The sequence below is a fragment of the Streptomyces sp. YKOK-I1 genome, from assembly GCF_054660435.1.
Map to the genome: position 1 here is coordinate 2,129,876 of NZ_BAAGDR010000001.1, position 13,088 is coordinate 2,142,963.

12 protein-coding genes are annotated in these 13,088 nt (G+C 72.0%); 4 read left to right on the plus strand and 8 right to left on the minus strand.

Translation table 11 applies throughout. From position 1 onward, the window contains the following. The first annotated feature begins 44 nt into the window (after positions 1 to 44). Both ACYQ8Q_RS08900 and ACYQ8Q_RS08905 read left to right on the plus strand, forming a co-directional pair. Complete coding sequence (locus ACYQ8Q_RS08900) at positions 45 to 1,403, plus strand: MFS transporter (RefSeq protein ID WP_460063369.1); 1,359 nt, start codon at positions 45 to 47, stop codon at positions 1,401 to 1,403. Between the two features lie 278 nt (positions 1,404 to 1,681). Continuing rightward, positions 1,682 to 2,056 (plus strand): RNA polymerase-binding protein RbpA, encoded by a 375-nt coding sequence (locus tag ACYQ8Q_RS08905; protein ID WP_055637205.1) that lies wholly within the window; start codon positions 1,682 to 1,684, stop codon positions 2,054 to 2,056. A gap of 80 nt (positions 2,057 to 2,136) precedes the next feature. On the opposite strand, the gene fxsA is transcribed toward ACYQ8Q_RS08905, so the two are convergent. From fxsA to ACYQ8Q_RS08925, 4 genes are all read right to left on the minus strand, one after another. Then, positions 2,137 to 2,667 (minus strand): FxsA family membrane protein, encoded by a 531-nt coding sequence (gene fxsA / locus ACYQ8Q_RS08910; protein ID WP_460063372.1) that lies wholly within the window; start codon positions 2,665 to 2,667, stop codon positions 2,137 to 2,139. A 46-nt stretch (positions 2,668 to 2,713) separates the two neighbouring features. Next, positions 2,714 to 3,640 (minus strand): polyprenol monophosphomannose synthase, encoded by a 927-nt coding sequence (locus ACYQ8Q_RS08915; protein ID WP_460063373.1) that lies wholly within the window; start codon positions 3,638 to 3,640, stop codon positions 2,714 to 2,716. 567 nt (positions 3,641 to 4,207) lie between these two features. After that, on the minus strand, positions 4,208 to 5,824 hold the full coding sequence (locus tag ACYQ8Q_RS08920) for an amidohydrolase (RefSeq protein ID WP_460063375.1): 1,617 nt from the start codon (positions 5,822 to 5,824) through the stop codon (positions 4,208 to 4,210). 91 nt (positions 5,825 to 5,915) lie between these two features. Next, positions 5,916 to 6,356 carry an Lrp/AsnC family transcriptional regulator gene (locus ACYQ8Q_RS08925; protein ID WP_460063376.1) on the minus strand — a complete coding sequence of 147 codons (441 nt, stop codon included), beginning with the start codon at positions 6,354 to 6,356 and terminating at the stop codon, positions 5,916 to 5,918. A gap of 240 nt (positions 6,357 to 6,596) precedes the next feature. On the opposite strand from ACYQ8Q_RS08925, the gene ACYQ8Q_RS08930 reads away from it, so the two are divergent. Further along, complete coding sequence (locus ACYQ8Q_RS08930) at positions 6,597 to 7,031, plus strand: hypothetical protein (RefSeq protein WP_460063378.1); 435 nt, start codon at positions 6,597 to 6,599, stop codon at positions 7,029 to 7,031. 10 nt (positions 7,032 to 7,041) lie between these two features. On the opposite strand, the gene ACYQ8Q_RS08935 is transcribed toward ACYQ8Q_RS08930, so the two are convergent. From ACYQ8Q_RS08935 to ACYQ8Q_RS08945, 3 genes are all read right to left on the minus strand, one after another. Beyond that, positions 7,042 to 8,136 (minus strand): phosphotransferase family protein, encoded by a 1,095-nt coding sequence (locus ACYQ8Q_RS08935; protein ID WP_460063379.1) that lies wholly within the window; start codon positions 8,134 to 8,136, stop codon positions 7,042 to 7,044. Positions 8,137 to 8,140: 4 nt separating this feature from the next. After that, entirely contained in the window at positions 8,141 to 9,265 is a 1,125-nt protein-coding gene (locus ACYQ8Q_RS08940; protein ID WP_460063380.1) for a hypothetical protein, read from the minus strand. 412 nt (positions 9,266 to 9,677) lie between these two features. Beyond that, positions 9,678 to 10,850, minus strand: a complete 1,173-nt coding sequence (locus ACYQ8Q_RS08945) for an acyl-CoA dehydrogenase family protein (protein ID WP_460063382.1) — start codon at positions 10,848 to 10,850, stop codon at positions 9,678 to 9,680. A 204-nt stretch (positions 10,851 to 11,054) separates the two neighbouring features. Here ACYQ8Q_RS08945 and ACYQ8Q_RS08950 point away from each other — a divergent pair, with 204 nt between their 5' ends. Beyond that, positions 11,055 to 12,293 carry a glycoside hydrolase family 18 protein gene (locus ACYQ8Q_RS08950; protein WP_460063383.1) on the plus strand — a complete coding sequence of 413 codons (1,239 nt, stop codon included), beginning with the start codon at positions 11,055 to 11,057 and terminating at the stop codon, positions 12,291 to 12,293. A 57-nt stretch (positions 12,294 to 12,350) separates the two neighbouring features. Here ACYQ8Q_RS08950 and ACYQ8Q_RS08955 read toward each other — a convergent pair whose 3' ends face one another. Then, positions 12,351 to 13,007, minus strand: coding sequence for a TetR/AcrR family transcriptional regulator (locus ACYQ8Q_RS08955; protein WP_460063385.1), 657 nt, complete (start codon positions 13,005 to 13,007; stop codon positions 12,351 to 12,353). Positions 13,008 to 13,088 lie beyond the last annotated feature (81 nt).

Below are 13,088 nucleotides of genomic sequence, written 5' to 3' on the forward strand. Positions count from 1 at the left end.
CCGTCATCGCACGCCTTCGCACCAGTGGGAAGGCGAGGGCACGGGTGGGCACCGACACCGTGCGGACGACGGCGTCCGACGAGGCCGCCGGGCGGCGCCGCGAACAGCGCGGCTGGTACTTCTACGACTGGGCGTGCTCCGTCTACTCGGCGAGCGTGCTCACCGTGTTCCTGGGGCCGTATCTGACGTCCGTCGCCAAGGAGGCGGCGGACGCCGACGGATATGTGCATCCGCTCGGCATACCGGTGCGCGCGGGGTCGTTCTTCGCGTACTCCGTGTCCCTGTCGGTGATCCTCGCGGTGGTGGTGATGCCCCTGGTGGGCGCCGCGGCCGACCGCACCGGACGCAAGAAGCCGCTGCTGGGGATCACCGCCTACGTGGGCGCCACGGCGACCACCGGCATGTTCTTCCTGGGCGGCGACCGCTATCTGCTCGGCGGGGTGCTGCTGATCGTGGCGAACGCGTCCATGTCGGTGGGCACCATGCTCTACAACTCCTATCTCCCGCAGATCGCCCCGCCCGAGGAACGCGACGCGGTCTCCTCCCGCGGGTGGGCCTTCGGCTACGCGGCCGGTTCACTGATGCTGATCGTGAACCTGGTCCTCTATCTCGCCCATGACTCCTTCGGCGTCTCGGAGTCGACGGCCGTGCGTATCTGTCTGGCCTCGGCGGGTGTGTGGTGGGGCGGGTTCGCGATCATCCCGCTGCGGCGGCTGCGCGACCGGGGCCGCACCGAGCCGGCCGCCCAGCGGGAGGCGACGGCTCCGGGGCTGCGCCAGCTCGCGGCGACGCTCCGCGACATGCGCCGCCACCCCCTCACCCTCTCCTTCCTCCTCGCGTACCTCATCTACAACGACGGCATCCAGACCGTGATCTCCCAGGCGTCGCTCTACGGCTCCGAGGAGCTCGGCCTCGGCCAGTCCACGCTCATCGGCGCCGTCCTGCTGGTCCAGGTGCTGGCCGTCGCGGGCGCGCTGGGCATGGGGCGGCTGGCCCGGACGTACGGCGCGAAGCGGACGATCCTCGGCTCGCTGGTCGCCTGGACGCTCACCCTGGGGGCCGGGTACTTCCTGCCGGCCGGGGCCCCGGTGGGCTTCTTCCTGCTGGCCTCCGCGATCGGGCTGGTCCTCGGCGGCAGCCAGGCGCTGTCCCGGTCCCTGTTCTCGCATCTCGTGCCGCCGGGCAAGGAGGCCGAGTACTTCTCCGCGTACGAGATGAGCGACCGCGGGATGAGCTGGCTCGGGCCGCTGCTGTTCGGGGTCACCTACCAGTTCACCGGAAGTTATCGGGACGCGATCATCTCCCTGGTGGCCTTCTTCGTCATAGGGTTCGTGCTGCTCGCGCGGGTCCCGGTGCGGCGGGCGATCGGGGCCGCCGGAAATCCGGTACCCGAGAAGATTTAGCGTTCAAGACGAAAGGGCGGTAGTGTACGCGTTTGGCCTGCCAGGCGTACCGTTACTGCGCGTCAAAGATGCCGAAACGCTGGGTGACATCTCCTTGCAGATGTGACAAACCGGGCGCCGGTGGGTACTGCACTGGTTGACAAGGCTGCGGCTACGACGGCGACGCAGGACCCGGAACGGGACTCGGAACGGGAATCTTTACCGCCGACCGGACGTTGACCGGATGACGACGACAGCGACACCTGTCCTGTGGGCGACAAGCCCGGGAGGCACGATTCATGAGTGAGCGAGCTCTTCGCGGCACGCGCCTCGTGGTGACCAGCTACGAGACGGACCGCGGCATCGACCTGGCCCCGCGCCAGGCCGTGGAGTACGCATGCGAGAAGGGGCACCGGTTCGAGATGCCCTTCTCGGTCGAGGCGGAGATCCCGCCGGAGTGGGAGTGCAAGGTCTGTGGTGCCACAGCACTCCTCGTGGACGGCGACGGCCCTGAGGAGAAGAAGGCCAAGCCCGCGCGTACGCATTGGGACATGCTGATGGAGCGGCGGACCCGCGAGGAACTCGAAGAGGTCCTCGAGGAGCGGCTGGCCGTTCTGCGGTCCGGGGCGATGAACCTTGCGGTGCATCCCCGGGACAGCCGCAAGTCGGCCTAGCGGGAAAGCCGGTATTTCAGCGCACGCACATGACCGCGGGCGCCGTACGTGAGATGCGTACGGCGCCCGCGGTCGTTGTGTTACTCCTCGTCCCTGATGACCTCACCCTGGACCACCTTGCCGTCCGGGCGGTGGATGCGGGCCTGCTGGAAGGCGTCGCCGAGGGAGCCGGGGGCCGCGGCGGCGAGGAACCTGCGCTCGGCGTAGGCGCCGAACGCCTTCTGCACGGGCGGAAGCAGCAGGAGCAGGCCGGCGGCGTCGGAGATCAGGCCCGGGATCATCAGGAGCAGCCCGCCGAGCATCATCAGGCCGTTGCCGGAGCCCTTCGAGGGGGAGCCGCCTCGCTGGAGGGCCTCGTTGAGGTTCCGGAAGGCACGGCGGCCCGCCCGCTTGATGACCACGGAGCCGAGGACGAAACCGGCGACGAGCAGCAGGAAGACCACGAACCCGCTCGTCGCGGCCGCGACCGTGGACAGCAGCCAGATCTCCAGCACCAGCCAGACGGCGAGGCCGAGCGGCAGGTACGTCCGCAGGCGCGAGCGCCGGGGGCGGGTGGGAGCGGAGTCGGAGCCGGAAACGGGGTAGGTCGGGATCGGAGCGCCAGTCGTCATGCTCCCAGTGTGCCCGGACCCGGCTCAGAGCGGCATAAAAGGACGATCAGCCCTCGCTGTGGGGCTTCGCGGTCGCCTCGCCGGACGCCGGGTCCGAAGTCCGGGCAGCCGGGGCGGAGGCCTGGGCAGCCGGAGCGGAGGCCCGGGTGGAGGCCTCGGCCGGCGTCCGCGGGGGCTCCGGCTGGTCCGCGCCGCGGCCCGTGATCTTGCCCACCCGCTCCCCCACGCCCCACGCCGTGACCCGCCACAGCGCCTCGACGAGGATGTCCCGGCTCATCTTGGAGTCGCCGAGTTCACGCTCGACGAAGGTGATGGGGACCTCGACGACATGGAAGCCGGCCTTGACGGCGCGGCGGGCGAGGTCGACCTGGAAGCAGTAGCCCTGGGAGGACACCTCCTCCAGGCCGAGGCCTTCGAGCGTCTCGCGCCGGAAGGCCCGGTAGCCGCCGGTGATGTCGCGCAGCGGCAGGTCCAGGGCGAGGCGCGAGTAGAGGCTGCCGCCGCGGGAGATGAACTCGCGCGACTTGGGCCAGTTCACCACCCGGCCGCCCGGCACCCAGCGGGAGCCCAGGACCAGGTCGGCGCCCTTGAGCGCGGTGAGCAGGCGGGGCAGCTCCTCGGGCTGGTGGGAGCCGTCGGCGTCCATCTCGACGAGAACGCCGTAGCCGTTCTCCAGGCCCCAGCGGAAGCCCGCGAGGTAGGCGGCGCCCAGGCCCTCCTTGCCCTTGCGGTGCAGGACCTGGACCTGGTCGTCCCCGGCGGCCAGCTCGTCCGCCAGCTTGCCGGTGCCGTCGGGGCTGTTGTCGTCGGCCACGAGGACGTGGGCCTCGGGGACGGCCTCCCGCACCCGGCCGACGATGCCCTTGATGTTCTCCGCCTCGTTGTAGGTCGGAATGATCACCAAGGCGGTGCCGAGCGGGCCGAACTGCCTCCCCCGCCTCTGTGCCGCGAGGGTCCCGTCGCCGTCGTTCACTGCTGCCCCTTCGTGTCCGTACGCAGGCCACCACCATAGTGGCCACCGCCTGCGATGACGTGACCGGACGATCGAATGGTGGTGTCGATTCCACAAGAGCGGGGTAAGAAGAAGCTTTTGGCCTTGTATGTACGACCGTACCCCGACCGGGTGAGTCGAAGCGTGCTGCGGATGGGGGCCCGGCGCCCTTCGGGCCGACCTGGGGCCCGCTGGCTGCGGGTCGACCGAAAGCCGTTGTCTACTGAGCGCCCGGGCCCCACCCGGGTCACACCTCCCCGGCCGGACGGAACGTTCCCTCGCTGCGGCGCTGGCGCTGAGCCTGGCTGCCAGTGGCGGTGCCCCGGTGCGGCACACCGTCCCTGACCCAGCGGCGCCGCGCGAGTGCGCGGACGTTCTGCGGCGGGGCGTCCGGTGGTGGACCCGGCCGAACCTACCCGCCTCCGGCCATCGGCTGTCAACAGCCGTTCGACCTGCGGCTTTGCGATCAATGCCCTGGTCAGCGGGGAGGTGGCGCCGGACACACCTCGGCGTGCGGACGGGTGATCTTCCCCGCACCGGCGCCGGAGATCACTCGCCCGGCCGTACGAACACCGTCTTTCCCGCGACCACCGTGCGCAGGCACACGGGCAGGTCGGTGCCGGGGGTGAGGTCGGGCAGGCCGGGGGTGCCGGAGCGGGGGTCGGTGGACCAGCGGGCGACCCGGTCGTCGGGGGCCTGGACGACCAGGGCGTCGGTGCGCCAGACCGCGTAGTCCGCGGGCGCGCCGGGGACGAGGACACCGGCGTCGTCGCGGCCGATCGCCCGCCAGCCGCCCCGGGTATGGGCGGTGAAGGCGGCGCGTACGGAGACACGGTGCTCGGGGGTGCGGTGGAAGGCGGCGGCCCGGACCGTTCCCCACGGGTCGAGCGGGGTGACCGGGCTGTCGGAGCCGAACGCGAGCGGGACACCGGCCCGCAGCAGGGCGGCGAAGGGGTTGAGGGTGCGGGCCCGCTCCGCGCCCAGCCGCTGGGCGTACATGCCCTCCTCGCCGCCCCACAGGGCGTCGAAGGCGGGCTGCACGGAGGCGGTCAGGCCGAGCTCGGCGAGGGCCGCCACGGTCTCGGGCGTCAGCATCTCCGCGTGCTCGACCCGGTGGCGGGCGGCGCGGACGCGGGCGAGGCCGACCTTCTCGGCGGCCGCCCGCACCCCGTCCACCACGGCGGTGACGGCGGCGTCGCCGATGGCGTGGAAGCCCGCCTGGAGGCCCGCCTCGGTGCAGGCGACCACATGGGCGGCGACATCGGCGGCGGTCAGGTAGGCGGTGCCGGTGTGGGCGGCGTCGGCGTACGGGGTGTGCAGACAGGCGGTGTGGGAGCCGAGGGCCCCGTCGACGAACAGGTCCCCGGCGGCGCCGAGCGCGCCGAGTTCCCGGGCCCGGTCGGCGTCGCGTTCGGCCCAGTAGCCGACGACGCGCGGGCCGCTCTCCTCGGCGGCGAGCCGGAGCAGGTCCGTGAAGTCGCCCTCGGAGGAGATCTCGGGGCCGCCGCACTCGTGGACGGAGCCGATGCCGAGGGAGACGGCGTGCGCGAGGGCGGCCCGCTGGGCCTCGGCGCGCTGGGCGGGCGTCACGGCTGCGAACGCGGCGGACCGGACGGTGTGGTGGGCGTCACGGGTGAGCGGCTCGCCGTCGGCGTGGCCGGGCTCGGTGCGGGCCCGGGGCGCCAGCTCCAGCAGGGCGGTGGTGACCACGGCCGAGTGGACGTCGATCCGGCTGAGGTAGAGCGGCCGGCCGCCGGTGGCCTCGTCCAGTTCGTCCCGGCGGGGAGCACGCCCCTCGGGCCAGCGGGAGGCGTCCCAGCCGTGTCCGAGCAGCACCGTGTCCTGCGGACGGGCGGCGGCGAAGTCCCGCACCAGGGCGAGGGCCGCCGTGAGGGAGGGCGCGGACGACAGGTCGAGGCCGGTCAGGGCGAGGCCCGTCGAGGTGGTGTGGACGTGCGCGTCGGTGAACGCCGGGGTGACGAGGGCGCCGTCCAGGTCGACCACCTCGTCGACGCCGTCCGCGAAGGCGTCGGCCGCGCCCTCCGAGCCGACCCAGGCGACCTGGCCGCGCTCGACGACCATCGCGGTCGCGAACGGGTCGGCGGGGCTGTGGACCTCTCCGCGGCGGAGCAGGACGGTCTTCGGCTCGGGCGTGCGCTCACTCATGACGGACAGTTTCTCGCGCCGCGGGGCCACGCTCACACCTGGGGCGCGCCGAGGGCACCCCGTCACCCCGGACCCGAGAACGCCCGGCGTCCTAGATCCGCGGCGGGCGGGCCTCGTACGGCGTGGACAGGACGACGGTCGTCCGGGTCGACACCCCCGCGAGGGCGCGGATCCGGCCGAGCAGCTCCTCCAGCTCGTGCGGGGTGGCGACGCGCACCTTGAGGATGTAGTTCTCGTCGCCCGCGACGCTGTGACAGGCCTCGATCTCGGGCACGCCGGCCAGCCGGTCGGAGATGTCGTCGGGGGCGCTGGGGTCGAACGGTTTCACCGAGATGAAGGCGGTCAGGGGCAGCCCGACGGCCTCGGGATCGACGACGGCCGCGTAGCCCCGGATGACACCGCGCTGTTCCAGCCGGCGCACCCGCTGGTGCACGGCCGACGTGGACAGGCCCGTGGCCTTGCCCAGGTCGGTGTAACTCATCCGCCCGTCCTTGACGAGCAGCTGCACGATTTGGCGGTCCAGCTCCTCCATGACGCAAGAACCTACAGTGCGTGTGATCTCCTCGGATACCTATGCAGCCCAGGTCATACCCGGTTCGTGATCTGCCGGGCGGCGGGTGCCGGTTGGCACCTGCGGATGGCATGTGACGAAGACCACAGCGCGCGTAGACGCTTCGTGATGTCCTCGTGATTACCGCCGAGACGGGCTGGGAAGTGCTTGCTGTGGTCGAGGCCTCAGTGCCTTGCGGCCCAGCCCGAGGGGGAGAATCCCATGCAGAGTCTTAAGCGCCCTGGTCGCACCGCGCCCAAGCGGCTGTCCGTGGTCGAGCCCGAGCCGGAGGGCGTCGAACCCGACGCGTTCGACGCCGACGAGCTCGACGCGTACGACACCTTCGAGATGTTCCGGGTGATCTGCCCGGACTGCGCGCAGTCCATCGCACTGCTGGAGGACGAGCAGGTGCTGCCGGAGCACGCGCTGTGCGCCTCGCCGTGGAACCCGTTCGGGCTCACGGTCTGCGCCGGCACCGGCCGTTCGGCGTCCGAGGCCCGGTCGGCGGAGGAGTCCGACACGGACCGGGAGCAGGACATCGCGATCGTGCTGACGCTCCCCCAGGGGCTCGACTGGCGTATGCAGCCCTTCTCGCACGTCGGTGGCCCGGCCTCGCGCCCGATGCGCGTACCGGCGATGCGCCGCCAGGCCGCCTGAGGCACGCGGCTCAACCCCCGTAGCTGCTCTGCACCATGGCCCGCAGGCTGCCGTGGTGCAGGATCAGCGTGTCCGGATCGGCCGGGACGGCGGCCTCGCCGAAGTGCACGCGGCGGTAGGCGACCCGCAGCATGACGATCGCCTGCCGCAGAGCGGCGTACAGCGTGTAGAAGTCCATGTCCCGCGGGGTGTGCCCGGTGAGCTGCGCGTATCTCGCCTCCACCCGGTCGCGGCGCAGCAGGTCCGGCAGTCCGCGCTGCCCGGAGGCTTGCGTCAGGTCCTGGAAGAAGCGGTGCAGGTAGATCGTCCAGCCGAGGTCGACCTCGCGCGGGGCGAGGGCCGCCATCTCCCAGTCGAGTACGGCGACGGGGTCGAACCCGTCGTACACGATGTTGCCGATGCGGGCGTCGCCCCAGCTGAGGACGGGTGGGCCCGGGTCGCTGGGCCACAGTTCCTCGAGCCGGTCGAAGGCGTCCTCGACCAGTGGTGAGCGGGCGGTGCCGTCCACGACCCATTCGTAGTAGGCGCGTTGGGCTGTGACATGCCGGCGCAGTGCCTCGCCCTCGCCGGGGTGGGCGAGGAACTCGGCTTCCGCCAGGGGCACTTGGTCGTGCAGCCGGGCCAGCAGGCCGATCGTCGCGGCTTCCAGGTGCTCCCGTTCGGCGTCGCTCGCCGCGTGCAGCCAGTTCCCCTCGTACGTGTAGGGCATCACGTCGGGCGGGACACGCCCGTCGACGCGTTCCATCACGAAGAACGGGGCGCCGAGCGGGCCGGGATCCTCCTCCAGCCACAGCACTCGCGGCACGGGCACGTCGCTGTGCTCGGCGACCAGACGCAGCGTGCGGTACTGGCGGACCATGTCGTACACGGGGAAGACCGTGTACGCCGACGGGTCCGCCGCGAGTCTCAACGCGCAGGCGCGGACGGGTGGTCGGGGGTGCTCGATGGTGAGGAGCAGGGTGTCGCTGGACATGCCGTTGGAGGCCGGGACGGTCACGCCCCTCGCTTGGGCGCCGGGCAGCCGGGCGGCCAGCCAGGCGGTGAGACGGCGGGTCAGCTCCTCCGGGTCCCGGGTCGTGGTGCGGGGGCGCGGTGCTGCGGCCATGTCATCAACTCCTCTGCGCGGCAACGGAGTCGAAGCCGGTGAAGCCGCTCGGGTCATGGCGGCCGAAGGAGCCGTGCTCGAAGACGCCGTAACCGGTATGGCCGTCGAGCCGGAAGCGGGCCGCGTGGTCGGTCACCCCGTAGGCGGCGCGGGGGTGAGGGACCGTCAGGTCGTAGCTGCGGCGGTCGGTCCAGCGCGGGCCCTGCCAGGTCCCGTGCTGCCAGTCGTCGGCCGGTGGATAGCCGGCGCCGATCGCGAGCGGGGAGGAGGTGAGGATCTCCGCCTCCAGTTCCAGGGGCTTGCGGACGTCTCCGAGGTGGACGAGGGCGTGTTCGGGGTGGCGGGTGCCGGGCCGGTAGGTGATCTCGGCCCGGGGCCAGCCGAGTTGGCGGTCGCGGCGGCCCGGCCGCACGAGGGTGGCGTCGTTGAGGGAGCGGTGGCCGTCGGCGTCCTCCTGCACGATGACCATCAGGAAGCGGTCGTCGAAGCGGACCGGGCACCAGATCCAGTGGAAGCCCTCGGTCGGATGCTCCTGCGCCAGCCGGCCGCCCTCCTCCCCGGGCACCGGGCGCACGCCCCAGCTGCGGTCCCGGGTCCCGGTCCAGGCTCCCGCCGTCAGCCGGGTCGTCTCCCCGCCCGCCCGCAGCCATCCCACGCACCGGCCGGCCTGCACGAACCTTTTCCCCTCCAGTGTGAGCCGGCCGCCGCGCCGCTGCTGGTGGTGCGGTTCCCACAGGGCCGGGAAGTCGGCCGACCAGTGGATCTCGTACGACAGTCCGTCCGGGTCGTCCGGGGCGGCGGCGCAGCTCAGCACGAAGTCCCGCAGCGGGCGTTCGACGCGGATGCGCAGCGGGCCGACCTCCAGGCGCATCCGGTCCTCGCCGAGGGCGTCGGAGGCGCGCACGGCGTACAGGGTGTCCCCGCGGCGGAGGGTGGCGTAGGCGTCGATCACGCCGAGGTTGGGGTAGACGCCGAGGCCGGCGATCAGCAGAGCGCGCCCCCGGTGGTCGAGGACATGGAAGATGCAGCGGTCGTAGGCGTTGCGGTCCCCGGTCGCCACATGCTTCATCGACAGGGGCACCTGGTGGACGGGGTACTCGTCGAGCGGCACGGGGCGGTCGTCGGCCATGGGCACTCCTCCCTGGGCACAAGGGATTTGACGGTACGTCAGCTCAGGCGTGGCGACCAGAGGGGGGACCGGCCGAAACCTGGCCCGGGCCCCACCGAACGCACGCTCGGGCGAACGGGCCGTGACCTGCCCTCACGCCCCCGCGTTGGCCCCGGTATGACCCTCACCTACACGACGGCACGTGGACGGCATCGCCAGCCCGGTGTCTCCGCGGACTCCGGAGACACCGCACACAGACCCGCAGAATCGGTTCCCCTGCCCCCGCCGGCTCCGGCCGCTCCGGCTCCCCCGCCGGACCCGCCCCTCTACCGCGAGCTGCTCCGCGCCTGGGCCGACCGGGGCCGCACCCTGCCGGGGCGGCACGACCCGGAGTGGGTGCGGCTGACGGCTCCGCAGGTGCGGCCGGGGCAGTTCAGCGCGTCTGCGGGCCCAGCAGATGCCGGGCGATGACCATCCGCTGGATCTGGTTGGTGCCCTCGACGATCTGGAGGGCCTTGGCCTCGCGCAGATGGCGCTCGACGGGGAAGTCGGCGGTGTAGCCGTATCCGCCGAGCACCTGGACGGCGTCGACGGTGACCTGCATCGCGGCGTCCGTGCAGTGCAGCTTGGCCATCGCCGCCTGCCGGGCGAACGGCCGGCCCGCGTCCCGCAGCCGCGCCGCCGCCAGATACAGGGCACGGCCCGACTCGACCCGGGTCGCCATGTCGGCGAGCAGGAAGCGCAGGCCCTGGAAGTCGGCGAGGGGCCGGCCGAACTGGCGGCGCTCGGTGGCGTACGCGACGGCCTGGTCCAGGGCCGCCTGGGCGAGGCCGACCGCGCAGGCCGCGATGCCGAGGCGCCCGGAGTCCAGTGCGGCCAGGGCGATCGCGAAGCCCTCGCCGGGCGCACCGAGGCGGCGGTCGTCGCTCACACGGACGCCGTCGAAGTGGAGCTGGGCGGTGGGCGAGCCCTTCAGACCCATCTTCCGCTCGGGCGGCGCGGCGGTGAGGCCGCCGGCGTCACCGGGCACGAGGAAGGCGGTGATCCCGTGCGGGCCCTCGCCGCCGGTGCGCGCCAGGACCGTGTAGAAGTCGGCGATCCCGCCGTGGGTGGTCCAGGCCTTGGTGCCGTCGATCACCCAGTCCCCGCCGTCCCGTACGGCCCTGGTCCGCAGCGCCGCCGCATCCGATCCGGAGGAGGGTTCGGACAGGCAGTACGCGCCGAGCAGCCCGCCGCCGAGCACGCCCGGCAGATGCGCGGCCCGCTGGGCGGCGGTGCCGTGGGCGGCCAGCGCGTAGGCGGCCAGGGTGTGGACGCTGACCCCGAGCCCCACGGTGAGCCGGGCCGCGGCGAGCTCCTCGAGGATCTGGAGGTAGACCTCGTACGGCTGGTCGCCGCCGCCGTGGCGGGAGTCGTACGGCAGTCCGAGCAGCCCCGACGCGGACAGGAGGGTGAACAGCTCGCGCGGGAAGCGTCCCGCGTCCTCGTCCTCGGCGGCCGTCGGGGCGATCTCCCGACGGGCGATGTCCCGGACGAGGGCGAGCAGTTCCCGTGCCTCGTCCGTGGGCAGGAGACGGTCCACCGGCGCCGGTGCGCGCTCGTCCATGGTGGCACTCCTCACTGGCCGACCTGGGGCTTCGCGCTGTGAGTATGCCCTCGGGACGCCCTCCCCGCACGGCGGAGCACTCCCCGGATTGGTCCAAACCATTGACCGAACTGGTCTAGTCCTCTTACCGTTTCGGCCAACGCCTCCCCGCGTTCATGCCAATCGGCGTGCGATCCCCTCCCTGTCCCTGCGAGGAGACACCCGATGCACACCCCGTTCCACCCCCGCGCCCGGCTCGGGGCGCTCCTGGCCGCCGGCTGTTGCGCCGCCCTCGGCGCCGGTCTGCTCGTCGGCGCCGGCACCGCCACCGCCGAGGTACCCGGCCCCGCCCAGGCCCGCCCCGGCTCCAAGGTCGTGGGCTACTTCACCGACTGGGGCATCTACGGCCGCCAGTACTACGTCAAGAACATCGAGACCTCCGGCTCCGCCGACAGGCTCACCCACATCAACTACGCCTTCGGCAACGTCACCGACGGCAAGTGCGCCCTCGGCGACTCCTGGGCCGACACCGATGTGCCCTTCACGGCCGAGCAGTCCGTGGACGGCGTCGCCGACACCGCGGACCAGCCGCTCAGTGGCAACTTCAACCAGCTGCGCAAGCTCAAGAAGCTGCACCCGAACCTCAAGGTCCTCTGGTCCTTCGGCGGCTGGAGCTGGTCCGGCGGCTTCGGCGAGGCGGCCAAGGACCCGAAGGCCTTCGCGCAGTCCTGCTACGACCTGGTCGAGAACTCCAAGTGGGCGGATGTCTTCGACGGCATCGACATCGACTGGGAGTACCCGAACGCCTGCGGCCTGACCTGCGACACCAGCGGCCGTGAAGCCTTCCGGGACGTCATGAAGGCGCTCCGGGAGAAGTTCGGCAAGCGCGAGCTGGTCACCGCGGCGATCACGGCGGACGCCACCGCCGGAGGCAAGATCGAGGCGGCCGACTACGCGGGCGCGGCGAAGTACGTCGACTGGTACAACCCGATGACGTACGACTACTTCGGCGCCTGGGCCGCCACCGGCCCCACGGCACCCCACTCGCCGCTGCACTCCTACCCGGGCATTCCCACCGAGGGCTACGACACGGCGAGCACGATCGCCAAGCTGAAGAGCCTGGGCATCCCGTCGCACAAGCTGCTGCTCGGCATCGGGTTCTACGGGCGCGGCTGGACCGGTGTCACCCAGGCGAAGCCCGGCGGCACAGCCACCGGCCCCGCGGCGGGAACGTACGAGGACGGCAACGAGGACTACAAGGTCCTCAGGACCAAGTGTCCCGCGACCGGCACCGTCGGCGGCACCGCCTACGCCAAGTGCGGCAACGACTGGTGGAGTTACGACACCCCGAAGACCGTCAAGGGGAAGATGAAGTACAAGGACGCCCAGCACCTGGGCGGCACCTTCTTCTGGGAGCTGAGCGGGGACACGGAGAACGGCGAGCTGATCCACGCGATCCGCTGACCCGTCCCGCCGGACACGAGGGGCGGAGGACCACGAGCCTCCGCCCCTTCCGCACGCTCAGCCCCTGCGGGCCGGCTTCGGCGCGGGGAAGGCGGGGTCGAGTTCCTCGATCGCGCGGAGGGTGCCGCCCAGGGTCTTCACCAGCAGGTCGCACATGACGTCGCGGGAGAGTTCGGGGTGGTCGATCCAGTCGAGGGTGGCGCCCTCGACGCTGCACACCCAGGAGAGCAGGGCCATCCGCGGCAGCGGCGGGACGTCACCGTCGCCGTAGGCGCCCTCGGCGATGGTCGCCACGATCGCCGCGCGCACCCCGTCCCGGATGGCGTGCACCTCGGTGTCGAAGCCGACCCCGCCGCTGACGATCGTGCGGAAGGCGGCCTGGTTGTGCTCGGCGTACCGGAGATAACCGTCGATGGTGCGCTGGACCCGGTCCACCTGGGCCAGTTCCAGACCGCTCGCGGCGAAGGAGACCAGATCGGCGACGGAGTCCTGGACGATGGCCAGGTAATACCCGCGCTTGGACTGGAAGTAGTAGTAGATCAGCCCCTTGGCGACGTGCGCCTGCCGGGCGATGTCGTCCATCGAGAGCGCGTCGTAGGAGGTGTCGGCGAACAACTTGCGCCCGATGGTGATGAGTTCGGCGCGGCGCGCCAGTGAGCGCTCGGTTCCCCGCGCCCGGGGACGGACGGCGTCGCGCTGTTGGCTGATATTCAATTTCGACCTGGTCTCCAACGGTCGGCGGGACCACGTCAGTATGTCAGGTCGAACAGCGGCTCAGCTCACCCCGCCGAGAGC